This is a genomic window from Bacillus sp. AR4-2 (assembly GCF_008274865.1).
GTDB lineage: Bacteria > Bacillota > Bacilli > Bacillales > Bacillaceae_G > Bacillus_A > Bacillus_A cereus.
Window position 1 is genome coordinate 207,492 of record NZ_CP031062.1, and the last position, 25,231, is coordinate 232,722.

The window sequence follows — 25,231 nt, forward strand, 5'->3', positions numbered from 1 at the left end:
TGTTAAATAATATAGATGCTAAAACAAGAAAGGAAGTCCTTTCTTGTTTTTTTTATGGGGGCATAAAGATGAAATGGATTGATAGTCATATACATGTTGATCAATATAAGGATGAAGAGAAGAGCAGATTACTGAAAGAGGTGGAAAATAGTAATGAAATAAAGGGGCTTATTGCAGTATCTATGAATTATCAATCTTGTAAGGAAACGTTATCTTTAGCGAAGAAGTATCCCTTTATATATCCAGCGATAGGGTTTCATCCAGAGCAACAGATTCATAAAGAAGAGTGTGAACAGATTTATCAACTTATTGAACAGAACGCAGAGGAAATTGTTGCGATTGGTGAAGTAGGTTTGCCCTATTATTTGAGAAAAGAAGATGAAAGAATTGCTGCAGATCCATACATAGCTGTATTGAAAAAATTTATAGAACTAGCTAGTAAGTATAATTTGCCGATTGTATTACACGCAGTTTATGAAGATGCTGACATTGTATGTGATTTGCTAGAGAAATATAAAGTTTCACGTGCACACTTCCATTGGTTTAAAGGAAGCGATGAAACAATGAAACGGATGATGAGAAATGGTTATTATATTTCGATTACACCGGATGTTTTACATAAGGAGAAGATTAGAAAAATCGTTTCGTATTATCCGCTTGAATATATGATGGTAGAAACAGATGGACCGTGGGAATTTCAAGAGGGTGTTATAACGCATCCAAGAATGATTCGAGAGGTATTAAAGGAAATTAGTTCTATAAAAAACATATCCATTGATAAGGTCGCAGAAACAATATATGAAAATACAAGTCGATTTTATTTGAAAGGATAGGAGAATTATAATTTTCATAATGTAACGGAAAAAGTAAAAGTTGAATTTATTTAATAAAATGCCACGGTTTGATATATGAAAAAAACCACCGAGCGTTCCGCTCGGTGGTTTTGTATTAGGATTCTAATTTTTTCGCACGTTTTAATAATAAAAGAAAGACAATGATAACGAACCCCAGTATAAGGAAGAAGCCATATTGCTTTATATAATCAATTATGTCATTCGCACTGGTTGGTTTTTCAACGTGAATGCCGTCTTTATTCGTCGTAATATGAATATCTTTCATTTTTACTTCATTCTTTTCCTTTTGTAAATCAATCCATTCTATATTTGGAATACTTTCTAGATCCTTTAATACTTCTTTTAATGGTTTCACACCTAAGTAAGGATGATAGAATGCACCAATAACTCCATCTGATAATTTAGAAACAGATAGAGCACGTTCTTTCATTTTAGCAATAGTTTGTGGCGTATCTTCTTCAATCAATCCGACTGTTTCAGGCAATAGTTTCATTCCATGTAAAAATGACGGAGTACTTGTATAATATGGTGAGTGCATGGATTTCCAAGTTGTATCATTTAACTGTAGTTGTCCTACATAAGTTGAAAAGTACCTTGATAATATTTCATATCCTTTTTGAGACATCGTGTAATGAGGTGCTTCAAAGGCAACAGGATATAGTTTAGCATCTACAAGTTCTTGAATTCCTTTTTCGATATGATCTTTCGTATATTTTTCCTCGAATTCTTCCCCTTTTTTTACATATTGGTTATATGCCTCTATATTTGGAAAGTCATCTTTTGTCTTCGGTTTTTCATGCTTCGGTTGGCGAATTGGTTGATCTGTTTTTACATCCCAAAATTCAAAGCCCTCACCTGTTTCACTGTCATAAAATTGGTGAGTATAACCATGCATAATAATTGCTGCACCATCATCTTGCATAGAGCGTAAAAGATCAACTAGTTCTGGTCTATCTTTTAAATGTATTATCTTTCCTGTATCTGGATCTTTATATACCGGAATAACAGTAATCATGTAAGGCATCTTTTTCTCTTTTAGTAATTCAGCAATTTCTTTCAATTGATTTATATCTGCTGCTGGGTGAACATCCTCAAGGCGTAAATAAGCTTCAACTTTATTTTTCGTTGGTTTTTGGCCGAAATAAGAAAATAACATTTCACCGACGTAATGAGACATCCAGTCAAAGAGGTTAGGTGTTGCAACATAATAAGATGTTTCATGCTGAACAATTAGTGGATTAGTGTTATTTGAGCTTAAGGCGTTAGCAAGCACAGTTCCATTCGTATCAAATAATTGAATTAATCGTTCCTCTTCTAAGGTATTTTTTAGCTTCTTGTCTGGATATTCAATTTTATTAACTCGTATATCATCACTCTTCAAAGTAATGAAAGAAAAACGCTTAGATAATTGTTCAACATTTTGTCCTAATACTAATATAGGGCCGGAGAAGTTTTCTAGAAATTGTTTCGTTTCATCAGAAAACGCTTCTTTTGTTTCACCGATATAAACAATATGTGTATAGGAGGATACGTTATTAATTGAAGTTGCTTCTTTTAATTTTTTTACGGTTATATCATTTGTAAAATGTCCTAATTGAGTATTAAGGATTTGGACATTATTTGAAACTTTATCGTCTTGTGTACTATACAAAACAAGTACTTTTGGTTTTGATGATGTTTGTGCAGAGGTGTAGGTAGGGATGAGTAGTAAAATGCTGAACAAGAGTGTTAGGCATTTTTTCATTTTGTACGCTCCTATTCTATATATAGAGTTCAGTTTACAATTATATACAATAAATGCGTTATAGTCTATGAAAGTTACATTTTTGCCCGTATTTACCAGCTGTTTTTTCACAAAATCGGTCTAAAGCATGATGATAATATGTATAGTTATTTGCTATGATAAAAGAGTAATAGAATGTAGGTAATTGTAAAGGGAAGGCTGAAAGGGGACAAATTTCAGCGGAGAAAGAGGTAGAGGTAGTGAAGAAATTCTTTGTAGGATTTTTAGTTGTTCTTGGAGTATATTTATATTTCCAAGGAAAGTCTGAAGGAATGGATAAGCTAGTGAATGGAACAAGCTATGTTGATTCAGAAGAAGCAAAACAGATGAAACACATCATTATAGAGGAAGCGAAGAAAGTAAATCTTCCAGAATGGATACCTCTTGCAATTGCCGAGCATGAAAGTCGATTAAATCCAAGAAGTGTTGGAGATAATGGAACTTCATTCGGATTGTTTCAACTACACCGCGGCGGCGGGCTTGCACCAGAACATTTAACTGATGATGAGCTGAAAGATCCACGTACAAATGCGCAAATTGCAATGCCGCATTTAATGAAAGGATATAAGCGTGGGGTGCAAAAAGGTTTGACTGATTTTGCATTACTGAAATATATAGCGAATACATCTGGATGGCCAGGGAATTTAGGGCCAGAGTGGACGGATAATAACATGAAGTATAACATCGGATTAGAAGATGTGTACTATCGAAATAAAGGTGTAATAAAAGAGTAGGTTTTCTATACCTACTCTGTTTTTTTATGAATAATTTCATCCTTTTCTTTCGTGAAATACTGCGTGAGTTGTATTTTCACCTCTTCTAGTTTTGTAGAAACTTGCGGTATTTTATATCCTACATACAATGGTGAAACGACAAATCTAGGTACAACTTTACAAATAATTTTTCCATTTAAGTAATAGAAGAATAAGTTATAACTACTGCATCCTTTATGGAAATCTGTCAGTATGTAACGTACAGTTTGCTGAATGTAATTTGCCATTGCATCTATATATGAAATATTATCAATGATTATATTGAATTCAGTGAAGCCAATAATGGGACGCTCTGAAATATTAAGCTCAATGCATTCATTTTTTTGAACAATTAACCCTTGGAAATTTTCTTCTTCAATATTTTCAAGATAATCTACATATTTCATTCCGATAATTTGCATGTGTGCATGATGCAAACTTCCACCTGAAAATGGACCGTGATTTTTATATAAAATCACAGATGCGAACTCTTCGTTCTTCTGTAAGTGTAACCAATGTTGAATAGAAAATTGCAGTAATTTTCTCATATGTTCTTTTGTATATGTTGCGATATGATCTTCGCAATTATCGGTTTCGATTAACACTGTTTGAAATGTATCTTGTAATGTAGGAAATTTATTTTTTAACCAAATAATAGAACCATCAGTTGCTAAAATATCCGTTAATTGTTCTTTATCGCAAAATGGACATGCAGCGCTTCTATTCCGAATACTTTCTGGTTTTTGTTTACCGATATCGTTTAAAAAATATAGTTGTTGTGTATCCATTTGTATATATGCCCCTTTAAAATATGTGTAAAAATCCCGCTTAATACATTCGGGAAAAGGAGAAGGAAATCCTCTAAAGGAATAGGGGAAAAATAAAAGACAAGATATCCTCATTACGATAGGGTACCTTGTCTTTTATTTTTTCTCTAATAGCGTGTATGGATAATATAGAACATTTTCATTATTTTTCTTTTTTCTCTTTTTTATTGTGTATAAGGTAATTGCTGTGCTTGCAATTATAATAATGGCTTTCTTCATATTCATATACCCCTTTTTATTGTTGGTTTAATTCTTGGCTAACTGCTTTTGCATCGACTAAAGCGTGTAAAATCATTTTCACCATGTTCATCATATTTCTTCACTCCTTTTTATAGTTCATTTAGTTCTTTTACAACTGCTTGTCCGTTCACTAATACCTCAAAGATTGCTTTTACGATTTCTTTTATCATGTTTGTTTCCTCCTTTTGTTTGTCTTGCTTGTTTACATCTTTATTGTATAGGGAGGCATCTTTTCGTACTATCGCTTTCCATTACGTGAACATAACAGTTTTGTAAGATTTGATGTCACTTATTGAAATGTTTAGTCTATCTTCATTATTTTCAGAAAAATGACTATTCAAACATGAAATTGGAAAGTATAATAAAGAAGTAAGTATTAAATTCCGTACGAAAGGGGTGAATGAGATGAAACGTTCTTTAGCTGCGCGTGCCAAATTTTTAGATTTTATCTATTTTTGTCGTGCGATTTTTCATGATGTAGTTGTTAACGGGATACGTATGCCCTTTTTTAACAATTGCATAGTGACTATTGAACGATAGAAATCTCTTCACCCATTTTTAATAAACGTGTGAAAAGGGAGCTATTTGGCTTCCTTTTTCTATGCCGAAAACCATGGGGAATGTTTCTTTCTCATGGTTTTTTATATTGAAAGGAGTACGGAAAATGACTATTTGTAGTGTAAATAATGTAACGAAATCTTTTGGTGGAAACATCATATTTGAAAATATATCGCTTGAAATAAAGAATGGTGAACGTGTTGGGTTAGTTGGTCGTAACGGTAGTGGGAAGACAACAATCTTTGGGCTTCTGACGGGAATGGAGAGTTTGGATGCAGGAGCCATCCATATGAAGAAAGGTACACGTATTGGTCATGTCGCACAAATTCCGAAGTTTGATGAGTTCATGACTGTATATGATGTATTGAGTTCCGCTTTTAAAGTAGAAAAGGAATTAGAAAAAGAAATGCATGCTCTAGAAAAAAATATGGCGGAGGAGCAGGAACAATCTTCTTTGCAAAAGCTAATGGAGAGGTACGGAATAATTCAAGAAAAATTTGCATTTCTCGGTGGTTATGAAATAGAGGCAAATATAATGAAGGTAGCAAATGGCTTACAAGTAACAGACTTATTTCCAAGAGTATTTACGGAATTAAGTGGAGGAGAACAGACGAAAGTAAGCCTTGCATATATGCTATTGCAGAAACCAGATTTACTTCTATTAGATGAACCAACAAATCATTTAGATTTGTTTGCAGTTGAATGGTTAGAGAAATTTTTAAAAGAATATAATGGAACAATTATGGTTATTTCACACGATCGCTATTTCCTTGATGAAGTTGTAACGAAAATTTTTGATCTGGAAGATGGAGAGATTCACGTGTACCATACGAATTATTCTCAGTTCGTTGAGGAGAAGGAAGAAAGATTACTTCAAGAGTTTCAAGCTTATCAAGAGCAGCAAAAGAAAATAAAGAAAATGAAAGAAGCAATTAAGCGCCTACGTGAATGGGCAAATCAAGCGAATCCTCCGAATGAAGGATTGCATAAAAGAGCAAGGAATATGGAACGTGCGTTAGAGCGTATAGAGAAATTAAAGAGGCCGATTTTAGAAAGAAAACAGATGGGTCTTCAGTTTGAAGGGCAAGAGAGAAGCGGAAAAGATGTTGTTGTAATGAAAGAAGTGAGTAAAGGTTTTGCTGGCCGATCTTTATTTGAACAAGCGAATTTACATGTTCGTTTTCAAGAGCGTGCTGCTATCGTTGGTCGTAATGGTACAGGAAAGACTACATTATTAAAACTACTATTAGAAGAAATAAATCCAGACGTTGGTGAAATTCGAATTGGTAGTAGTGTCAAAATTGGTTATTTATCACAACATGCATATGAAAATATGAAGAGTAATGTATTGGAAGCATTCAGGGAGAATGTGGCTGTAACAGAGGGAGAAGCAAGACATATATTAGCTAAGTTTTTGTTTTATGGCCCAGCAGTATTTAAGAAAGTAACGCAACTTAGTGGTGGAGAAAAAATGAGATTAAGACTTGCGCAACTTATGTATCAAGACATCAATTTTCTAATTTTAGATGAGCCGACAAACCATCTTGATATTGAATCAAGGGAAGTTTTAGAGGAAGCCCTTGAGCAATATAACGGGACGATTTTAGCTGTTTCACACGATCGATATTTTTTAAATAAGTTATTTGAAAAGACGTACTGGATTGATAGATGCAAATTATTTGAGTTTGCAGGAAACTATGCATGGGCTCGTCAAAAGTGGGAAGAAAAGCTTGAGGAGGAAGTAATAAAGCATAAGCACCATGGAAGAAAAAGTGTTGAAGCAATCTCTATAAAAAAGAAAGATTCTAGAAGTTTTGCGGAGATTGAAAACGAGTTAATGCATATAGAAGAAGATATATATGCATTAGAAAGTGAAATGGAATATGTAGCTGATGTTGAAAGACTTGAAAAATTATATGAGGAAAAAACGAAGAAAGAGTTGTTACGAGCAGATTTATATAATGAATTAGAGAATATGGTGGAGTAATGAGTAGAAAGCCACTTCCTTTCAGTTTTGCTGGAGGAAGTGGCTTTTTTCATAATGATATTTTGCTTTAAAGGTTAAATGAAGCGATGTGTTTCACGTGAAACAGTAACTTAGATAAATCCATTTTCCTCAATTTGCATAGTTTGTGAAACATATGAAAATGATAAGTTGAAAAATAAATGTCATTAGTGGTTTTTCGATAGGAGTAATTACAAAAACAAAGGCTAATTATTTCCCGAGAGATAAAGTGAAACTTTAATCAGTGGGGGTCTTACTGCCCGGCAAATAGCGGGATAAATATGTGTAACAGAGACTAGTGAATGAAAACAAAAAGAGAGCAAAGTTACAGCTTTACGCGCTGAACTCTGCTCTCTTTTTGCGTGGCATCTTCTTTCGTTGAAATTATAATAGCGATCCCGAGCATGATAAAAAAAGCTAAAAAGAGGACGAACTTTGGGAAGAACGGGAATAGTAATAGTGCTCCGACTATCATAATTGTTAATAATACGTAGTGCAGGACGTATTGGAATAGGTTGTCCATATTTTCGCCCCCTTTTTTGTAATTGGTTATTAGTATTCTATGTTTCATGCTGAAGGAATAGAAGTAGATTTTTAAGTTTTAATACGAATTATAGCTGAGTTTTCTTAAAGTATAAATGTAGAGTGATAATTTTGGAAAAATTCTCAAAATATTTATTTAGAAAGAATTGACAAAACATAATGAACGATATAAGCTAATAACCATAAAGTCTACCGGAAAGGTCGGAATAAGATTGTTACCCCTCAAAAACATCTATTTTTTTACGATTAAAACCGACTTTTCCGATTGGCTATAAATGTTGCTGTGGGAGGCATACATAAGGTAATTCGTTCAGAGGGTATAATCATAAAAAGTTAGGGTGGGGACAATGAAGAAAAAGACAAAAAAATGGGCTGGTGTATTTTCGGTATTAATGAGTAGTTCGCTTGTGTTGTCTGCTTGTGGGGGACAGGAGGACGCGGCTTCTACAGAGCCGGTTAAACAGCAGGATTTAAAAAATGTGAAAATTGAAAAGATCGCTGCGACAGATAAAACGAAAGTGCCAGACAAAGCGAAGAATAGAAAAGATACGTTAGTAGTTGGTATTAGTAAGCCAGGCGGCGTATTTTTGCCATACTTCCAACAAAATGGTTGGGATGGAAACGTAACTTCAGTTATTTTTGCATCTCTCGTATCAACCGATAAACAAGGGAAACCAATTCCAGAATTAGCTGAGAAGTGGGACGTTTCTTCTGATCAGTTAACATATACATTCCATTTACGTAAAGATTTGAAATTTAGTGATGGATCGCCATTAACGGCGGATGATGTAGCTTTCACATTGACGCTTTTACATGATAAGGCATATGAAGGTGAAGTAGATATCTCTCAATATGCGGTTAAAGGTGGTAAAGAATATAAAGAAGGGAAAGCAACTTCAATTGAAGGTATTCAAGTTGTTGATCCACAAACAATTAAAATTACAACTGAAAAAGTGAATTCACAAGCTATATTTGTTTTAGGAGGTACAGTACTATCAAAAGCTTATTATGGAAAAGATTATAAGCAAAATACAAGCTTAGATTACTTAAAAGATTTATATGGAAAGCCATTAGCTGCGGGTCCATATAAATTTGAAAAGTATATTCCAGGTCAAGAAGTTCGTTTTGTAGCAAACGAAAATTATTATGCGGGTAAACCAAAAATTCAAAACTTCATTTATAAAATTACTTCTGGTGATACGAAGCTTCAGTTATTCCAAACAGGAGAAGTTGACCATACTGGCTTAGGTACTGGTGATGAGGTTCTTGAACAGGCTAAGGCTTTAGAATTCGCAAATATCCAAATTGAAACAGCACCGTCATTTAGTTATATTTATATGAATAATAATAAGCCTTACTTAAAGGATAAAAAGGTTCGCCAAGCACTTATTTACGGATTAGACCGCAAAAAATATGTTGATACAGCGTTAAAAGGATACGGTACAGTAGCCAATGTACCAATTCATCCAACTTCTTGGGCTTATACGGAAGAAGGAGTTAATAAATACGAATACGATAAAGAAAAAGCGAAAAAATTATTAGATGAAGCAGGGTGGAAAGTTGGTTCGGATGGAATTCGTGAAAAAGATGGTCAAAAATTAAAACTTTCTTATTTCGGTCCAAGTTCGGCTAAAGATAGTGATTTATTAATTCCGATTGCGAAAGAGAATTATAAAGAAATAGGTGTAGAGTTTAATCCTGAATTTATGGACTTTAATACGATGCTTTCTAAGGTAAACAAAGGGGATTATGATTTAGCTTCTGTTTCGACACCGATTACAAGTGATCCGAGTGAAACAGCTGGTGAATATTTGTCTACTGCAAATGAAACTAGTCTTGGTTATAAGAATGCAAAAGTAGATGAGCTAATTCAAAAAGGTATTGAAACTGTAGATATCGAAAAGCGTAAACCTATTTATAAAGAATTGTATAAAGAATTAAGTGATGATCCACCAGTAATTCTATTAAACTACCGTAGAACAATTACTGGTTATAACGGGAATATAAAAGGAATTGATCCTGAAAAGTACAACAGTATTAGTGCAAACTTACCAGTATTATCATTTGAAAAATAACGATAAGAATGTATAAGTAGAAGACATTTTTTCATTCGGTTAGTAATGTGCCGCTTTGAAAAAATGTTCTTCTATTTTAAGCATAAGATTGGAGAGAAAAAGGGTGAAAACATATATTGTTCGTAGGTTGTTACAAATGATTCCTACACTGCTTGGTACATCAATTATTATCTTCGTCCTGTTCGCACTTCTTCCTGGGGATTATATTGATTCAAACCCGAAAATTACACCGGAAAGAGCAGCTGAACTGAGGGAGTTATATGGGTTGAACAAACCAATTGTTGAGCGTTATTTTCATTGGTTAGGTAATGCATTGCAAGGGGACTTTGGCTTTTCGCTTCAATATCAAGAGCCTGTAACGTCATTATTAAATAAATTTATTTGGAATTCTTTTAGTGTAGCAATTATTGCATTGTTTTTTATTTGGCTAATTGCACTTATTATCGGTGTATTCTCGGCGACGAAGCAACATTCTTTATTCGATAAACTTGTAACAATCGGTGTTTTTGCAGCAATGTCATTCCCTTCATTCTTTATCGGTTTGTTTTTAATTAAGGTGTTTGCGGTTGACTTTAAGTTATTACCGATAGGTGGAATGATTGATGTTGGCAGTAATTCAACAGGATTTGCTTACGTGATAGAAGTTGCAAAACATATGATTTTACCAGTATTTATTTTGACACTTCTTGGGGTCGGCTCGCTAACTCGTTATTTTAGAACAAGTATGTTAGAGGTTGTAAGACAAGATTACATACGAACAGCAAGAGCGAAAGGTTTGAAGGAGAAGACGGTTATTTATAAGCATGCATTAAAAAATGCAATTTTACCGGCAATTACGTTATTAGCATTTGAATTACCTGGATTGTTTTCTGGGGCAATTATTATTGAACAAATTTTTAACTGGCCAGGGATTGGTAATATTCAATTAGAAGCATTAAATTTCCGTGACTATACAGTATTGATGGCATTTACGATGTTTCTTTCTTGTTTAACAATCGTTTCAAACTTTTTAGCAGATATCGTATATGCAGTTGTTGATCCAAGAATTCGGTTGAAGTAAGGGGGGAAAGAAATGGAGACTGTTACAGTAATTACAGAAAAAAAAGAAAAAAAGAGAAGAAATGAATCATCACCATGGCGACAAGCTTTTAAAAAGATAAAGAAAAATAAGATGGCACTTGTAGGGTTTTATGCATTAATTTTTATGTTTTTATTTTGTTTTATCGGTCCGTTCTTTTCTCCATATGCATCAGGAAAAATACAAGTTGCGCTCATTAACAAACCACCTAGTTTTTCTCATTGGCTTGGTACAGATCAATTAGGAAGAGATATTTTAACAAGGCTTATGCAAGCGGGACGTATTTCATTAACCATTGGTTTAGCTTCAATGGTTTTATCGGTTATACTTGGAGCTTTATTAGGAGCGATTGCAGGTTTTTATCGTGGTATTGTGGACAATATTATTATGCGGCTTGCAGATATTTTAATGTCGATGCCAGGATTACCGTTACTTATTATAATGGGTGCGATTTTATCAGAGTGGAAAGTACCGTCTGATTATCGTTTGTATGTCATTATGATTATTTTAAGTTTAGTAGGTTGGCCAGGGCTTGCACGCCTTGTAAGAGGGCAAATTTTATCACTTAGGGAGCAAGCATTTATGCAAGCTGCGGATGTGTTAGGAATAAAAGATTACCGGAAAATTATATATCACTTAATACCTAATGTTTTACCCATTTTAATTGTCGTATCTACATTAGGTGTTGCAGGTTCTATTTTGGGAGAATCCGCACTAAGTTACTTAGGTCTCGGAGTCGTTCCACCTACACCATCATGGGGGAACATGATTAGCGCAGCTAACTCATTAATCGATTTCCAAAAGCGTCCATGGTTATGGATTCCGCCTGGTTTTGCAATCTTTATAACAGTTGTATCAATTAATTTACTTGGTGATGCACTTCGTGATGCATTAGATCCAAAGATGAGACGGTAGGTGAGGAGATATGAGTAAAGCGGTAGTAGAGCTGAAAGATTTACAAACACACTTTCAGACAGAAGAAGGGACAGTAAAAGCTGTGAATCATGTTAGTTTTTCTGTTCGAGAAGGTGAAACTGTTTGTGTTGTAGGTGAATCTGGTTGTGGAAAAAGTGTAACGGCGTTATCTATCATGGGACTTATTGCTGAATCAGGCAGTGTAGTAGGTGGAGATATTTTATATGAAGGAAAAAGTCTTTTAGGAATGAAAGAGAAAGAGCTTCGTAGTTTACGAGGGAATGATATTGCGATGATTTTCCAAGAACCGATGACATCGCTAAACCCCGTCTTCACTGTAGGAGAGCAAATTGTAGAAACGTTAAGGGAGCATGAATTACTTAGTAAAAATGAAGCATATAAGAAGGCAATTGAGTTAATTCATAAAGTTGGCATAGCCCGCGCTGATGAAATCGTCCATTCTTATCCGCATGAACTGAGCGGCGGGATGTTACAACGTATTATGATTGCTGTTGCACTTAGTTGTAATCCTAAGTTATTAATTGCGGATGAACCAACAACAGCTCTTGATGTTACTATTCAGGCTCAAATATTGGATCTACTAAGACAAGTGAAAGAAGAATTTAAAACGTCGATTTTATTAATTACACATGACTTAGGTGTCGTAGCGGAAATGGCTGATTATGTTGTCGTTATGTATGGCGGGAAAGTTATTGAAGAAGCCCCAGTACTAGAGATATTCCAAAATCCAAAACATCCTTATACGAAAGGATTATTGAAATCAAAACCAGTAATGGGAAAACGAATAGATAAACTATATTCTATTCCAGGGCAAGTTCCGAATTTAGTTGGTTTAGGTGAGTTTTGCTACTTTAGTGGGCGTTGTGAGCATTGTATGGAAATATGTGGAAAAGAAGCCCCGAATCTAAATGTAAATGATGAAAATCATAAAGTAGCTTGCTGGCTATATGAGGAGCGTGCGGAACAATGAGTGAACCATTATTAGAGGTGAAAAATCTAAAGACATATTTTCCAATTAAGGGTGGCGTATTTAGTAGAACAATTGGGCATGTAAAAGCGGTTGATGGAGTAAGTTTTACTATTAATAAAGGTGAAGTGTTTGGTCTCGTTGGCGAATCAGGGAGCGGAAAAACAACAATAGGAAAAACAATTTTACGCCTCGTTCAAAAAACGGAGGGAGAAGTGAAGTTTAAAGGGAAAGATGTTCATTCTTTATCCAAGGATGAATTAAGAAAACATCGCCCTAATATGCAGCTCGTTTTCCAAGATCCATTTAGCTCATTAAATCCGAGAATGAGAATTGGAGAAGCGCTTGGAGAGCCAATGTTGGCCCACGGATTAGCGACGAAAGAAAATGTTCGTGAAAAGGTAATTGAAGTATTGGAGTTATGTGGGTTAGCTCCTTATCATATTGACCGGTATCCCCATGAATTTTCTGGTGGACAACGTCAGCGTATCGTAATCGCAAGAGCTATGGTATTAAATCCGGAATTTATTGTAGCTGATGAACCTGTGGCGGCACTAGATGTATCTATCCAAGCACAAATTATTAATTTATTTAGTGAGTTACAAGAGAAAAAGGGATTATCTTATTTATTCATTTCGCATGATTTAAGTGTAGTAGAACATTTATGTACGAAAATCGGAATTATGTATTTAGGTACGATTGTGGAGACAGCACCGCGTGATGAGTTATTTACCAATCCGCTACATCCTTATACGAAAGCATTGTTATCAGCTGTTCCAATACCAGATCCAACAGTGAAGCGAGAGCGAATTATACTAGAAGGGGATATTCCAAGTCCAGCAAATCCACCTTCGGGCTGTCGTTTTCATACACGTTGCCCATTTGCGACGGATGTTTGTAAAAAAATAGTACCAGAATTCCGTAATGTTGGTGCAGAGCATTTTGTTGCTTGTCATCACGTATAAAAAAGGACTCTTTCAAATTGAAAGAGTCCTTTTTTATTTACTAGATGAAGTTTGTTTCAATACAAATTGCTCGATTGCGTGAGCAACACCATGTTCATTGTTTGTTAGTGTTACAACATCACATAGCTTTTTTACATCTTCTTCAGCGTTGCCCATTGCAACAGATAAGCCTGCTACTTCTAACATCGGTACATCATTAAAATTATCACCAATAGCAACTGTATCTTCAATAGGGATATTAAAATGAGCTGCCATCTGCTGTATCCCGTTTCCTTTATGTCCATTCTTATCCATAATTTCTAAGTTAGTAGGAGCTGATGCTGTAACCATAATATCAGCATCTTCTTGTAATATACTTAATAGTTGTGCGCGATGCGCTGCATTAAACGTTAAAATGAAGAATTTAGATATTTCTAGTTCTTGGTTATTTACAACATCTTCTATTTTTTTGAAATCAGTAATTAGGTTCGATTTCTTTTGCTTTTCTGTAATTCGTTCAAGTTCCTCTAATGTAACATCAAGCGTATGCTTATTTTCTTCGAATGCTTGCATCACTTGATCTTGCCATGTATATGGAGAATAAACTCCTTTATTCGTATATAGCTTATATGGGAAACCTTCAGATTCTAGTAATTTTGCAAGTTTGTACACTTTGTCGTTTTGTATACAACGCGAGTTAATTACTTTTCCATCCACATAAACAATAGCCCCATTGCTCGCTCCGACTGGAAGAGATAATTTATATTCTTCCAATAGCTTTAAAGCATCCTCTTTCGCACGACCAGAACAGATCATTACAATATGACCAGCTTCTTGTGCAGTTTGGATTGCTTGTAGGTTTTCTTTGGAGATTTCAAGATTAGATGATAGTAGTGTACCATCCATATCTAATGCGATTAATTTCAAAATGACCACCTCTTTGTTTTTATTATACATAGTTATATAGAGGAAACATATAAACTTATCTTGGAAAGACGGTATTTTATCTCATATTAAAAGTAAGTAAAGATTAGATAGGTTTAGTGTCACTAAATAAACGATTTGTAACAAAAATAGAGAGGAATATGAATACATTTCACTTTATGACTGTAATGTTACACGAATGTTACAAACGTGAACTTAGTGAAAAACGCATTAAATAAAGGTTTTTGAGGGTTATTATAAAAAAACGTAAAAAAAGTGTAATAAATTTTACGTAATTATATTGCAACGTAATAATAGTTATGTTACATTAATGTTACAAACGTTACGTTATCAAAATTAATGTAACGTTAACATAAAAACCATGAAATAAACATTTCTTAGAAATTACATATAGATAACTTATAAAAAGGGAGGATAAATGATATGAAAGAGCAAGTATTACAAGTAACAAAAGGTGATTTCGTAGGATCAGCAAGTGGAGCGGTAGTATTAACAGCATTAATCGTATTTCTATCAAGCGTATTAGTATAATAGAAGTTTTGTAACAAAAGAAAAAGAAGGGAGAATGAAAGATATGAAAGAGCAAGTATTACAAGTAACAAAAGGTGACTTCGTAGGATCAGCAAGTGGAGCGGTAGTATTAACAGCGTTAATCGTATTTCTATCAAGCGTATTAGTATAATAGAAGCTTTGTAACAAAAGAAAAAAGAAGGGAGAATGAAAGATATGAAAGAGCAAGTATTACAAGTAACAAAAGGTGACTTCGTAGGATCAGCAAGTGGAGCAGTAGTATTAACAGCGTTAATCGTATTTCTATCAAGCGTATTAGTATAATAGAAGCTTTGTAACAAAGGAAAAAGAAGGGAGAATGAAAGATATGAAAGAGCAAGTATTACAAGTAACAAAAGGTGACTTCGTAGGATCAGCAAGTGGAGCGGTAGTATTAACAGCATTAATCGTATTTTTATCAAGTGTATTAGTATAATAGAAGTTTTAAATCAAACAAAAAAGGAAGGAGAATGAGGGATATGAACAGTGAACAAGTGTTTCAAGTAACAAAAACAGATTTATTAGGATCCTTAGGTGGAGCAGTAATATTAACATCATTTATTCTATTCCTTGCAAATGTATTAGTATGAGATATATAAATACAATCATTCAAAAAAAATAAAGACTCTAACGTATTAGTAAGTAGTTAATATGTTGGAGTCTTTTTTATATTCTTCTTATATCCCCTCAAGTATTAAAGTTACCTCATTATCCAGCATTCATGGCTAATTAAACGCTGCGGTTGAAACTTGATTCAACGAATAATCAAAAATCCACTGAATAAAATCCCGCTTTATTTCAAAGAGAAAAAAGTCGAATTTTATATGTAAGAAAAAAAGAGGAATTTGACAGAAAAGATAGAAAATTTTAAAGGTCAGAATTTGTTAGCTTGCTAACTAATTTCTATTAATTAATGTTGGAAGCGTTTTCGGTTGGTTTTAAGTATGGACCATTTAATCTATTTACAGGGGGATGAAGATATTATGAAACAAAAATCTATGGATACGCTAGCTGCACAAATGGAGGACTTTTTTCCAGTACGTGATGTAGATCATTTGGAATTTTACGTAGGGAATGCAAAGCAATCGAGTTATTATCTTGCGAGAGCGTTCGGATTCAAAATTGTGGCTTACTCTGGATTAGAAACTGGAAACCGTGAAAAGGTCTCTTATGTTCTTGTGCAAAAAAATATGCGTTTCGTTGTGTCTGGAGCTTTAAGTAGTGAAAATCGTATTGCAGAGTTTGTAAAGACTCATGGTGATGGCGTGAAGGATGTGGCACTACTTGTTGATGATGTTGATAAAGCATACTCAGAAGCAGTGAAACGTGGTGCCGTCGCAATTGCTCCACCGCAGGAATTAACAGATGAGGACGGTACATTGAAAAAAGCAGTTATTGGTACGTATGGTGATACAATTCATACGCTTGTAGAGCGTAAAAATTATAAAGGGGCATTTATGCCAGGATTCCAAAAGGTAGAATTTAATATTCCATTTGAAGAGTCTGGTTTAATTGCTGTTGATCATGTAGTTGGTAATGTTGAAAAAATGGAAGAGTGGGTTAGTTATTACGAGAATGTTATGGGCTTTAAACAAATGATTCATTTTGATGATGACGATATTAGTACAGAGTATTCGGCGTTAATGTCGAAAGTTATGACGAATGGAAGTCGTATTAAGTTTCCTATTAACGAACCAGCAGATGGAAAGAGAAAGTCACAAATTCAAGAGTATCTAGAATTCTATAATGGAGCTGGTGTACAACATCTTGCTTTATTAACAAGTGATATTGTTAAAACAGTTGAAGCGCTTCGTGCAAATGGTGTGGAGTTTTTAGATACACCTGATACTTATTATGATGAGTTAACTGCACGAGTTGGAAAAATCGATGAAGAAATTGATAAGTTAAAAGAATTAAAGATTTTAGTAGATCGTGATGATGAAGGTTACTTACTACAAATCTTTACGAAACCAATTGTAGATCGCCCGACTTTATTTATTGAAATCATTCAACGTAAAGGTTCTCGTGGATTTGGTGAAGGAAACTTTAAAGCGTTATTCGAATCAATTGAAAGAGAACAAGAGCGTCGCGGAAACTTATAAGATTTGTATCCACCAGCAAAAGTCCCTTTGCTGGTGGAAATTTCATTTTTATAAGGAGGAATCAGGATGAAATTTGTTACATTTCGTCTTCCTTCAAAAGAACTACGGGCTGGATGGCTTGAAGGTGACAAAGTAATAGATATGAATCTTGCTAGTGAAGGGAAAATCCCTTCTTCTATGATTGCTTTTTTAGAGAAAGCGGATGAGTATGTAGAAGTAGTGCGGAATATTAAGAATCCAAATAAGGGTATATATGCTTTAGAAGAAGTACAATTGACAGCTGCTCTTCCTAATCCGAGTAGTATTCGAGATTTTTACGCATTTGAACAACATGTAAAAACAGCTCGCGGACGAAGAGGATTAGATGTTGTGCCTGAATGGTATGATATTCCGGTTTTTTATTTTACTAATCATCGTGCTGTAATTGGTTCCAGTGATTTTGTAATTGGTCCGAAAAAGTCTAAAAAGCTTGATTATGAGTTGGAGATTGCTTGCGTAATAGGAAGAGAAGGGCGAAATATTTCTCGTGAGCAAGCAGAGGAATATATTTTTGGTTATTGTATTATGAACGACTGGAGTGCGAGAGACTTACAAGCAACAGAAATGAAAGTAGGTCTCGGTCCAGCGAAAGGAAAAGACTTTGCAACTTCTTTAGGAGCACATCTTGTTACGAAAGAGGAATTAGACGTTTATCGTAATGGTGATCGATATAATTTAGAAATGACTGCTCATGTAAATGGAAAACTATTATCAAAAGGAAACTTCCAAGATATTTACTATACATTTGCTGAAATGATTGAACGTGCTTCAGAGGACGTTACGTTATATCCAGGAGATGTGATTGGTTCTGGGACAGTAGGAACAGGATGTATTTTAGAACTGGGTACAGAAGAGTGGCTACAAGATGGAGATGTTGTAGAACTGTCGATTACTGGTTTAGGTACACTACGTAATACAATCAAAAAAGAAAAGGAAGCGGGTGATGGGCATGTTTTATCGTCACATGGGAGAACTACCTCATAAACGACATGTACAATTTCGTAAAAAAGATGGATCGCTTTATCGTGAACAGGTAATGGGAACAAAAGGTTTTTCTGGTACGCAGTCTATTTTGTATCATCATTATATGCCGACAGAAGTAGGTCATTCTGCATTATCGCATTCTTGTCAGTTGCAGTATGAAGAGGATGTTGCTCTTTCTCATCGCCACTTTCGAACGAAAGAAAGTAAAAAAAGTGGTGATGCAATAAGTGGACGGAATTTCATACTTGGAAATGAAGATTTATTAATTGGAGTAGTGAGTCCAACAGAAAAAATGGATTATTTCTATCGTAATGGTGATGGCGACGAAATGTTATTTGTTCATTATGGAACAGGGAAAATTGAAACGATGTTTGGAACGATTCACTATAGAAAAGGCGACTATGTAACGATTCCAATTGGAACGATTTATCGTGTTATTCCAGATGAAGGAGAGACTAAGTTTCTTGTTGTAGAGGCGAATAGCCAAATTACAACGCCGCGTCGTTATCGAAATGAATACGGACAATTGTTAGAGCATAGTCCGTTTTGTGAAAGAGATCTTCGTGGTCCAGAAAAATTAGAGACATATGATGAAAAAGGCGAGTTTGTCGTAATGACAAAATCAAGAGGCTATATGCATAAACATGTTTTAGGACACCACCCGTTAGATGTTGTGGGATGGGATGGCTATTTATATCCGTGGGTATTTAATGTAGAGGATTTTGAACCAATTACAGGGCGCATTCATCAGCCACCGCCAGTACATCAAACATTTGAAGGACATAATTTTGTTATTTGTTCTTTCGTACCACGTTTATACGATTATCATCCAGAGTCAATTCCGGCACCATATTATCATAGTAATGTTAATAGTGATGAAGTTCTTTACTATGTAGAAGGAAACTTTATGAGTCGCAAAGGTGTGGAAGAAGGTTCTATTACACTTCATCCGAGCGGGATTCCCCATGGGCCGCATCCGGGGAAAACAGAGGCAAGTATAGGGAAGAAAGAGACGCTTGAATTAGCTGTTATGATAGACACATTCCGTCCGCTTCGTATTGTAAAACAAGCACATGAAACAGAAGATGAAAAGTATATGTATAGCTGGATTGAACAAGGTTCATATACTGTGAAATAAGTAAAAAAGGCATGCTCTCAATAAGGGGGCATGCCTTTTTCACGGAATCGACATGTATAATAATACCAAAAAAATAATGGAAAGATATATAGAAAGAATAATAAGGGGCGTGCATATTCAGAAGAATTTCTACTTGTTTCGACAAAAGTATTGACTAGGAAAAGCGTAATGAGTAAAATAAAAAAGCGAATTAAAAATTTTCAGAAAATTTAAAACTTGGAGGAGTGAAAGATGAAGCAAATTTTTCAAAAGAAGCCAATTGCAAAGTTAATGCAAGAAAGTAAGCAAAAAACGTTAGCAAGAACATTGGGCGCGCTAGATTTAACTATGCTTGGAATCGGAGCAATTGTTGGAACTGGTATTTTTGTTCTAACGGGTGTTGTGGCAGCGAAACATTCTGGGCCAGCTATTATATTATCATTTGCGATTGCCGCTCTAGCTTGTGCCTTTGCTGCATTTTGTTATGCTGAATTTGCTTCTTCAGTTCCTGTCTCGGGCAGTGTGTATACGTATACATACGCGACGATGGGGGAAGTATTCGCATTTTTAATTGGCTGGGACTTAATGCTGGAATATTTACTTGCTACATCTGCTGTAGCGAACGGTTGGTCTGCATATTTTCAATCTTTATTAAAGGGGTTTGGAATTCATATTCCGACTATTCTCTCCTCGGCTCCTGGTACAGGTAAGGGTGGAATAATTGATCTACCTGCAGTTCTAATTATTTTAGTGATGACAGTTCTTTTATCTAGGGGTGTTCGTGAAAGTGCACGAGTAAATAACATTATGGTATTTATTAAAATAGCAGTTGTTCTTATTTTTATCTTTGCTGGTTTTAATTATGTGAAACCTGAAAACTGGACGCCTTTTATGCCATTTGGTTTAGATGGTGTAATGGCTGGAGCGGCTACAGTATTCTTCGCATTTATAGGATTTGATGCAGTTTCAACAGCGGCAGAAGAAGTGAAACGTCCGCAACGTGATTTACCAATTGGTATTATTGCATCGTTATTAATTTGTACAGTTCTTTATATCGTTGTTTCGCTTATTTTGACAGGAATTGTTCCATACGGACAGCTAAATATATCAGATCCAGTTGCTTTTGCACTTCAATTTATTGGACAAGATGGTTTAGCGGGGGTAATTTCGGTAGGAGCAATTACAGGAATTACAACAGTAATGCTAGTTATGATGTATGGGCAAGTTCGTGTTTCTTATGCGATGAGCCGAGATGGTTTACTGCCGAAACGTCTTGCTAAAGTTCATCCGAAATTTAAAACGCCATTTTTAAATACATGGACAACGGGAATTATTGCGGCACTGATTTCAGGATTAATAGATTTAAATGTTTTAGCACATCTTGTAAATATGGGGACATTGTCAGCATTTGCACTCGTAGCTGTTGCGGTAATCGTAATGAGAAGAACACATCCAGACTTACCAAGGGCATTTAAGGCTCCGCTTGTACCATTTTTACCAGCATTAACAGTGATCTTCTGTTTATACTTAATGCTTCAATTATCGGGGACAGCATGGATTAGTTTTGGGATATGGATGGTTATTGGTATAGCGGTTTACTTCTTATATAGCCGAAAACATAGTGCTTTAAATAATAGTAAAAAAGAAGAAGATGTTGCAAATTTATAAGTGAAAAAATCCATTCTAATTCTGTTAGAATGGATTTTTTATTTGAAAATTTACATTTTTCTGAACTTATTATAAGATAATTGTTGGCTAACTAAAGGGGTGAAATGATGAAAAATACGTGGCGTGAGTTAAGGGAGATGGACCGTAACGTATGGATTCGATTTATTGGAGAGACGTTAAATGGAATTGCAATGATGATGTTAATGCCTTTTTTTGCATTATATTTAAAAGATAAGGTAGATTCGTTGTTGGAAGTTGGGGTTATTATGGCGCTTTCTCCAATTGCTGCAAGCTTTGGATCACTTATAGGAGGGAGAATTGCTGACATATATGGAAGAAAGCCTATTATGATATTTTCTATGGCAAGTAATGCATTATTAATGCTCGGTTTTCTATTTATAGAAGGATTTATTCCATATGCAATTTTATCTATTTTTTTAGGATTGAGTAATTCTTTATTTCATCCAGCTGCATCAGCTATGGTCGCAGATGTAACGGCACCAGAAAAAAGAACAGAGGCATATGGTTTATTACGAATGGGACACAATATAGGTGCTGCGATTGGTCCGATAATGGGAGCATCAGTAGTTGTGTTGTCAAAGAACCTTGTGTTTATTATTGCCTCTTCTACAATGCTATTTTATGCGTTACTTGTATTACTTCTTATTCAAGAGACGATGCCAAAGAGGACAGATAAGGAAGAAAATAAAGAAAAGGAATCTGGAGCAGTTTGGAAAATTGTAATGCGAGATAAGGCATTAATGATTTATTTATTAGCAGGTATTATCATTTCGATGGGTTTTTCTCAAACGGAAGGCATGTTGCCACTACATTTTGATAATGAAATGAAGCGTATTTTTGGAACGAATAATCCATATCCATATTTAATGGCGTTAAACGGACTATTAGTTGTTTTATTCCAATTTCAAATTTCAAAATGGGCTACGGATAAACCAGTCGGGAAGACGATGTTATATGGTGCATGTTTATTCGGGATTGGATTATTTTTTATAGGGTGGTTACCGAAGTGGTTTGGAGAATTTAATACAAATGCTACAATTATTTTAATAACACTACTGTTCGTTTATGTTATATATACGTTAGGTGAGATGATTATGTCGCCTGTACAGATGACATTTGTAGCAAATTTGGCCCCTGAGCATTTGAGAGGGACTTATATGGGAGCTGCAAGTTTGCAGTGGATTACAGGAAGTGCATTTGGCCCACTTTTGGGAGGTTTTTTATTAGATCGATTACTTGGTCACTTTCTATTTACAATTTTAGCTGTAGGATGTGTAGTTGCAGGTATTGTATATGTTTCTTTAGATCGCCTTGTTGAGCAAAGGCAAAAAGACACACTAACCAAACAATCTTCTTAGTGAATAGATGACATACACAAAAAAGGGGATTTCTACATATTTTAGGTACATAACTAGATTAGATTGCCATTTTATTTTGTGTAGCTATATAGAAAATGAAATGAAAAACCAATAAGTGATGTTATTTAATTATTTATGGAAGTTACATTTTATTTCAAATAGGAACTACCTATTTTTATAAAAAGTGCTAAAATAGAAAAATGAAAACAATTGGTTAGGGTGATTTCATTGACGAAAATTAAATTAGGTTTATTATATGGTGGAAAATCAGCTGAGCATCAAGTTTCGCTACAGACGGCTCTTGCTGCTATTAAAGCGTTAAATCAAGATAAATTCGAGATTCATCCAATTTATATTACAGAACAAGGTCAATGGGTACGTGGTGAGCGTATTGAAGGCGAAGTAACAGATGTTGAAGCTTTAAAAATGAGCGGTGCAGAAAATGCGATTTCTCCGTTATCATTAAGTACAGAAATTATCCCATCTGCAGCTTCTGAGGAGAACGCTATTGACGTTATTTTCCCATTACTACATGGACCAAACGGTGAAGATGGAACGGTTCAAGGACTATTAGAATTAATGAATATCCCTTATGTAGGAAATGGTGTTCTAGCATCATCTGCTGGTATGGATAAAGTTGTTATGAAAAACATCTTTGCAGAGGCTGGTTTAAAACAAGCAAAATATGCATCCTTCATTCGTAGTGCATGGGAAAAAAATCGTGAGGAAGCTTATTCTAAAGTAGAAGATAAGTTAGGATATCCTTGCTTCGTAAAACCAGCGAACCTTGGTTCAAGTGTTGGTATTAATAAGTGTAAAAATCGTGAAGAACTTGAGGATGCATTTGTAGAGGCATTCCAATTTGATCGCAAAATTATTGTAGAAGAAAATATTGTAGGTCGTGAAGTAGAAGTTGGGGTACTAGGTAATGATGAGCCGAAATGTTCAGTTGTAGGTGAAATCGTTCCGAAAAAGGACTTCTATGATTATAAGTCGAAATATATCGATGGTGATACGGCGCTAATTATTCCAGCTGAAATGACAGAAGAAGAATCTAATGTAATTAAGCGTGATGCGATTATTGCATTCCAATCATTAGACGGTGCAGGTTTAACGCGAGCTGATTTCTTCTTAACGAAAGATGGAGAAGTGTATATTAACGAAGTAAACACAATGCCAGGATTTACACCGTTCAGTATGTTCCCTCTATTATGGCAACATACTGGGTTACCGTATCCAGAATTAATCGAAGAGCTAATTCGTTTAGCGATTGAACGTCACGAAGAAAAACAAAAAATTAAATATACAATCTAACAAAAAAGGAGGAAGCACTATTCATAGGAATAGTGCTTCCTCTATGTAAGGAGCGTTTATATATGATAAAGCGAATGTTAAAGCAAGTGGAACAGATGGTAAATGGTACTGAATTAGCAGAGCAATATGAGGGAATTACTATTCAAGGCGTGTCTATTGATACGAGAAAAATTGAAAAAGGAAACTTGTATGTTCCGATTCAAGGGGAGCGCTTCGATGGGCATGCTTTTGTAGATAAAGCTGTTGAAAATGGAGCTGTGGCTACATTATGGATGAAAGATGTAGCGAATCCACCTGAGAATCTTCCGGTTATTTTTGTAGAAGACACGCTATCGGCATTGCAAATGTTAGCGAAAAACTATCGCGATCAATTGGATGTTAAAGTTGTAGGTGTAACGGGTAGTAACGGTAAAACATCTACGAAAGATATTGTAACAAGTCTTCTTGCGACTAAATTCAAAGTGCAAAAAACAGAAGGGAACTTCAATAACCATATCGGATTACCTCTTACCATTTTAAACTTAGAAGAAAATACAGAAGTAGCAGTATTAGAGATGGGTATGTCAAGCCGAGGCGAAATTGAATTCTTATCTAAGTTAGCTCGTCCTAATGCAGCTATCATTACAAATATTGGTGAGGCACATTTAATGGATTTAGGATCTCGTGAGGCAATTGCTGAAGCGAAATTAGAAATTGTTACAGGATTACAAGAAGGTGGCGTGTTCGTATATAACGGAGATGAGCCTTTATTAACGAATCGTGTTCCTGGAATGAATTTAGCAGCAGAAACGGTTACGTTTGGTGATGCAAGAGCAAACGATTATTATCCAACGACTGTAACATTACAAGCAACTGGGACACATTTCAAAATGAATAGAGATGAAAATATTTCATTCTACTTACCGGTGTTAGGAAAACATAATGTGTATAATACACTTGCTTCAATGGCAATTGCGAAACATTTTGGTGTAACGTGGGAAGAGATGAAAGAAGGTTTAGTAACACTTCAAATGACGGGCATGCGTATGGAAATTGTGAAAACAAATAGTGGTTTAACAATTATCAACGATGCTTATAATGCAAGCCCGACGGCTATGGAAGCAGCATTCCATTTAATGAATGGTTTAGATGGTTTTGCTAAAAAAATCGTTGTGCTCGGTGATATGTTAGAACTTGGAGATCAAGAAGTACAGTTCCATTATGAGGTAGGAAAATTAATTGATCCAGCAAAAATCTCACATGTATTCACATACGGTAGATTAGGGGCTCAAATTGCTGAAGGAGCGAAAATTAATTTCCCTAATGAACGTGTAAAGGCGTATGATAATAAAGAAGAGTTAGTAAAAGATTTACAAGCAGTAGTCGATGTGAAAGATGTTGTATTAATAAAAGCATCTCGCGGTATGAAATTAGAAGAAGTAATTACGATGTTGAAATAATTGGTGTATATAAATAGGGATGATAGTTACGAAAATAGAAGAAACTTATAATAAGCGCTTACAGTAAATATAAAAAAATAAAAGTGAAGAAAAAAACTCTGAATATGAAAATAAGGTAACAGTTGGGTTTGCT

26 protein-coding genes are annotated in these 25,231 nt (G+C 34.9%); 21 read left to right on the plus strand and 5 right to left on the minus strand.

Annotated features, from left to right (window positions below):
• The first annotated feature begins 68 nt into the window (after positions 1-68).
• Complete coding sequence (locus DN399_RS01205; protein ID WP_016124200.1) at positions 69-833, plus strand: TatD family hydrolase; 765 nt, start codon at positions 69-71, stop codon at positions 831-833.
• Between the two features lie 115 nt (positions 834-948).
• Here the strand turns inward: DN399_RS01205 and DN399_RS01210 are convergent, their stop codons facing one another.
• A complete protein-coding gene (locus DN399_RS01210) occupies positions 949-2,598 on the minus strand; it encodes a DUF2334 domain-containing protein (RefSeq protein WP_149149288.1) in 1,650 nt (549 codons plus the stop codon).
• 239 nt (positions 2,599-2,837) lie between these two features.
• Here DN399_RS01210 and DN399_RS01215 point away from each other — a divergent pair, with 239 nt between their 5' ends.
• A complete protein-coding gene (locus DN399_RS01215; RefSeq protein WP_149149289.1) occupies positions 2,838-3,371 on the plus strand; it encodes a transglycosylase SLT domain-containing protein in 534 nt (177 codons plus the stop codon).
• Positions 3,372-3,382: 11 nt separating this feature from the next.
• Here the strand turns inward: DN399_RS01215 and DN399_RS01220 are convergent, their stop codons facing one another.
• Positions 3,383-4,177, minus strand: a complete 795-nt coding sequence (locus DN399_RS01220) for a DUF4931 domain-containing protein (protein WP_149149290.1) — start codon at positions 4,175-4,177, stop codon at positions 3,383-3,385.
• Between the two features lie 135 nt (positions 4,178-4,312).
• Positions 4,313-4,441: a hypothetical protein gene (locus tag DN399_RS01225; RefSeq protein ID WP_002023099.1), complete on the minus strand. Its 129-nt coding sequence runs from the start codon at positions 4,439-4,441 to the stop codon at positions 4,313-4,315.
• 420 nt (positions 4,442-4,861) lie between these two features.
• Between DN399_RS01225 and DN399_RS28275 the strand changes: the two genes are divergently transcribed.
• Both DN399_RS28275 and abc-f read left to right on the plus strand, forming a co-directional pair.
• Positions 4,862-4,996 (plus strand): RAxF-45 family protein, encoded by a 135-nt coding sequence (locus tag DN399_RS28275; protein ID WP_000830643.1) that lies wholly within the window; start codon positions 4,862-4,864, stop codon positions 4,994-4,996.
• Positions 4,997-5,120: 124 nt separating this feature from the next.
• Positions 5,121-7,001: a ribosomal protection-like ABC-F family protein gene (abc-f, locus tag DN399_RS01230; RefSeq protein WP_149149291.1), complete on the plus strand. Its 1,881-nt coding sequence runs from the start codon at positions 5,121-5,123 to the stop codon at positions 6,999-7,001.
• Positions 7,002-7,344: 343 nt separating this feature from the next.
• Here abc-f and DN399_RS01240 read toward each other — a convergent pair whose 3' ends face one another.
• On the minus strand, positions 7,345-7,542 hold the full coding sequence (locus DN399_RS01240) for a hypothetical protein (RefSeq protein ID WP_000369248.1): 198 nt from the start codon (positions 7,540-7,542) through the stop codon (positions 7,345-7,347).
• Positions 7,543-7,909: 367 nt separating this feature from the next.
• Between DN399_RS01240 and DN399_RS01245 the strand changes: the two genes are divergently transcribed.
• From DN399_RS01245 to DN399_RS01265, 5 genes are all read left to right on the plus strand, one after another.
• Complete coding sequence (locus tag DN399_RS01245; RefSeq protein WP_000730692.1) at positions 7,910-9,637, plus strand: ABC transporter substrate-binding protein; 1,728 nt, start codon at positions 7,910-7,912, stop codon at positions 9,635-9,637.
• A gap of 103 nt (positions 9,638-9,740) precedes the next feature.
• Positions 9,741-10,697 (plus strand): ABC transporter permease, encoded by a 957-nt coding sequence (locus DN399_RS01250; RefSeq protein ID WP_000860748.1) that lies wholly within the window; start codon positions 9,741-9,743, stop codon positions 10,695-10,697.
• Between the two features lie 12 nt (positions 10,698-10,709).
• The gene (opp4C, locus tag DN399_RS01255) at positions 10,710-11,630 is read left to right on the plus strand and encodes an oligopeptide ABC transporter permease (RefSeq protein ID WP_000451077.1); all 921 of its coding nucleotides are present in this window, start codon (positions 10,710-10,712) and stop codon (positions 11,628-11,630) included.
• Between the two features lie 10 nt (positions 11,631-11,640).
• Positions 11,641-12,621, plus strand: coding sequence for an ABC transporter ATP-binding protein (locus DN399_RS01260; protein WP_025710410.1), 981 nt, complete (start codon positions 11,641-11,643; stop codon positions 12,619-12,621).
• Entirely contained in the window at positions 12,618-13,583 is a 966-nt protein-coding gene (locus tag DN399_RS01265) for an ABC transporter ATP-binding protein (protein ID WP_001294518.1), read from the plus strand. Before DN399_RS01260 ends, DN399_RS01265 begins: the two co-directional genes overlap by 4 nt.
• A 33-nt stretch (positions 13,584-13,616) precedes the next feature.
• On the opposite strand, the gene DN399_RS01270 is transcribed toward DN399_RS01265, so the two are convergent.
• Positions 13,617-14,489, minus strand: a complete 873-nt coding sequence (locus DN399_RS01270) for a Cof-type HAD-IIB family hydrolase (RefSeq protein WP_149149292.1) — start codon at positions 14,487-14,489, stop codon at positions 13,617-13,619.
• Between the two features lie 441 nt (positions 14,490-14,930).
• Here DN399_RS01270 and DN399_RS01275 point away from each other — a divergent pair, with 441 nt between their 5' ends.
• The 12 genes from DN399_RS01275 (at position 14,931) to murF (ending at position 25,098) form a co-directional block, all read left to right on the plus strand.
• Positions 14,931-15,038, plus strand: a complete 108-nt coding sequence (locus DN399_RS01275; protein ID WP_000664237.1) for a DUF3948 family protein — start codon at positions 14,931-14,933, stop codon at positions 15,036-15,038.
• 34 nt (positions 15,039-15,072) lie between these two features.
• Positions 15,073-15,189 carry a DUF3948 family protein gene (locus DN399_RS01280; protein WP_000654250.1) on the plus strand — a complete coding sequence of 39 codons (117 nt, stop codon included), beginning with the start codon at positions 15,073-15,075 and terminating at the stop codon, positions 15,187-15,189.
• A gap of 35 nt (positions 15,190-15,224) precedes the next feature.
• On the plus strand, positions 15,225-15,341 hold the full coding sequence (locus DN399_RS01285; RefSeq protein WP_000654250.1) for a DUF3948 family protein: 117 nt from the start codon (positions 15,225-15,227) through the stop codon (positions 15,339-15,341).
• A 43-nt stretch (positions 15,342-15,384) separates the two neighbouring features.
• Positions 15,385-15,492 (plus strand): DUF3948 family protein, encoded by a 108-nt coding sequence (locus DN399_RS01290; protein WP_000664237.1) that lies wholly within the window; start codon positions 15,385-15,387, stop codon positions 15,490-15,492.
• Positions 15,493-15,535: 43 nt separating this feature from the next.
• A complete protein-coding gene (locus DN399_RS01295; protein WP_001083690.1) occupies positions 15,536-15,646 on the plus strand; it encodes a DUF3948 family protein in 111 nt (36 codons plus the stop codon).
• A gap of 393 nt (positions 15,647-16,039) precedes the next feature.
• On the plus strand, positions 16,040-17,158 hold the full coding sequence (hppD, locus tag DN399_RS01300; protein WP_000810922.1) for a 4-hydroxyphenylpyruvate dioxygenase: 1,119 nt from the start codon (positions 16,040-16,042) through the stop codon (positions 17,156-17,158).
• Positions 17,159-17,224: 66 nt separating this feature from the next.
• Positions 17,225-18,181 carry a fumarylacetoacetate hydrolase family protein gene (locus DN399_RS01305; RefSeq protein ID WP_000674004.1) on the plus strand — a complete coding sequence of 319 codons (957 nt, stop codon included), beginning with the start codon at positions 17,225-17,227 and terminating at the stop codon, positions 18,179-18,181.
• Positions 18,147-19,319 (plus strand): homogentisate 1,2-dioxygenase, encoded by a 1,173-nt coding sequence (locus DN399_RS01310; protein WP_013141710.1) that lies wholly within the window; start codon positions 18,147-18,149, stop codon positions 19,317-19,319. Before DN399_RS01305 ends, DN399_RS01310 begins: the two co-directional genes overlap by 35 nt.
• Before the next feature lie 231 nt (positions 19,320-19,550).
• Positions 19,551-20,966 (plus strand): branched-chain amino acid transporter BcaP, encoded by a 1,416-nt coding sequence (gene bcaP, locus DN399_RS01315; protein WP_000809361.1) that lies wholly within the window; start codon positions 19,551-19,553, stop codon positions 20,964-20,966.
• Positions 20,967-21,073: 107 nt separating this feature from the next.
• A complete protein-coding gene (locus DN399_RS01320; RefSeq protein ID WP_088859345.1) occupies positions 21,074-22,345 on the plus strand; it encodes an MDR family MFS transporter in 1,272 nt (423 codons plus the stop codon).
• 228 nt (positions 22,346-22,573) lie between these two features.
• Positions 22,574-23,659: a D-alanine--D-alanine ligase gene (locus DN399_RS01325; RefSeq protein ID WP_000161427.1), complete on the plus strand. Its 1,086-nt coding sequence runs from the start codon at positions 22,574-22,576 to the stop codon at positions 23,657-23,659.
• 62 nt (positions 23,660-23,721) lie between these two features.
• The gene (gene murF / locus DN399_RS01330) at positions 23,722-25,098 is read left to right on the plus strand and encodes a UDP-N-acetylmuramoyl-tripeptide--D-alanyl-D-alanine ligase (RefSeq protein WP_000595957.1); all 1,377 of its coding nucleotides are present in this window, start codon (positions 23,722-23,724) and stop codon (positions 25,096-25,098) included.
• The last annotated feature ends 133 nt before the right edge of the window (positions 25,099-25,231 follow it).

Coding starts and splice junctions, on each gene's coding strand:
- DN399_RS01225 (WP_002023099.1), bottom strand. CDS start 4,441: ATGAATATGAAGAAAGCCATTATTATAATTGCAAGCACAGCAATTACC.
- DN399_RS01295 (WP_001083690.1), top strand. CDS start 15,536: ATGAACAGTGAACAAGTGTTTCAAGTAACAAAAACAGATTTATTAGGA.
- DN399_RS01305 (WP_000674004.1), top strand. CDS start 17,225: ATGAAATTTGTTACATTTCGTCTTCCTTCAAAAGAACTACGGGCTGGA.
- DN399_RS01310 (WP_013141710.1), top strand. CDS start 18,147: ATGTTTTATCGTCACATGGGAGAACTACCTCATAAACGACATGTACAA.
- DN399_RS01280 (WP_000654250.1), top strand. CDS start 15,073: ATGAAAGATATGAAAGAGCAAGTATTACAAGTAACAAAAGGTGACTTC.
- DN399_RS01320 (WP_088859345.1), top strand. CDS start 21,074: ATGAAAAATACGTGGCGTGAGTTAAGGGAGATGGACCGTAACGTATGG.
- DN399_RS01275 (WP_000664237.1), top strand. CDS start 14,931: ATGAAAGAGCAAGTATTACAAGTAACAAAAGGTGATTTCGTAGGATCA.
- murF (WP_000595957.1), top strand. CDS start 23,722: ATGATAAAGCGAATGTTAAAGCAAGTGGAACAGATGGTAAATGGTACT.
- DN399_RS01205 (WP_016124200.1), top strand. CDS start 69: ATGAAATGGATTGATAGTCATATACATGTTGATCAATATAAGGATGAA.
- DN399_RS01285 (WP_000654250.1), top strand. CDS start 15,225: ATGAAAGATATGAAAGAGCAAGTATTACAAGTAACAAAAGGTGACTTC.
- DN399_RS01210 (WP_149149288.1), bottom strand. CDS start 2,598: ATGAAAAAATGCCTAACACTCTTGTTCAGCATTTTACTACTCATCCCT.
- hppD (WP_000810922.1), top strand. CDS start 16,040: ATGAAACAAAAATCTATGGATACGCTAGCTGCACAAATGGAGGACTTT.
- DN399_RS01265 (WP_001294518.1), top strand. CDS start 12,618: ATGAGTGAACCATTATTAGAGGTGAAAAATCTAAAGACATATTTTCCA.
- opp4C (WP_000451077.1), top strand. CDS start 10,710: ATGGAGACTGTTACAGTAATTACAGAAAAAAAAGAAAAAAAGAGAAGA.
- DN399_RS01240 (WP_000369248.1), bottom strand. CDS start 7,542: ATGGACAACCTATTCCAATACGTCCTGCACTACGTATTATTAACAATT.
- abc-f (WP_149149291.1), top strand. CDS start 5,121: ATGACTATTTGTAGTGTAAATAATGTAACGAAATCTTTTGGTGGAAAC.
- DN399_RS01245 (WP_000730692.1), top strand. CDS start 7,910: ATGAAGAAAAAGACAAAAAAATGGGCTGGTGTATTTTCGGTATTAATG.
- bcaP (WP_000809361.1), top strand. CDS start 19,551: ATGAAGCAAATTTTTCAAAAGAAGCCAATTGCAAAGTTAATGCAAGAA.
- DN399_RS01260 (WP_025710410.1), top strand. CDS start 11,641: ATGAGTAAAGCGGTAGTAGAGCTGAAAGATTTACAAACACACTTTCAG.
- DN399_RS28275 (WP_000830643.1), top strand. CDS start 4,862: ATGAAACGTTCTTTAGCTGCGCGTGCCAAATTTTTAGATTTTATCTAT.
- DN399_RS01290 (WP_000664237.1), top strand. CDS start 15,385: ATGAAAGAGCAAGTATTACAAGTAACAAAAGGTGACTTCGTAGGATCA.
- DN399_RS01220 (WP_149149290.1), bottom strand. CDS start 4,177: ATGGATACACAACAACTATATTTTTTAAACGATATCGGTAAACAAAAA.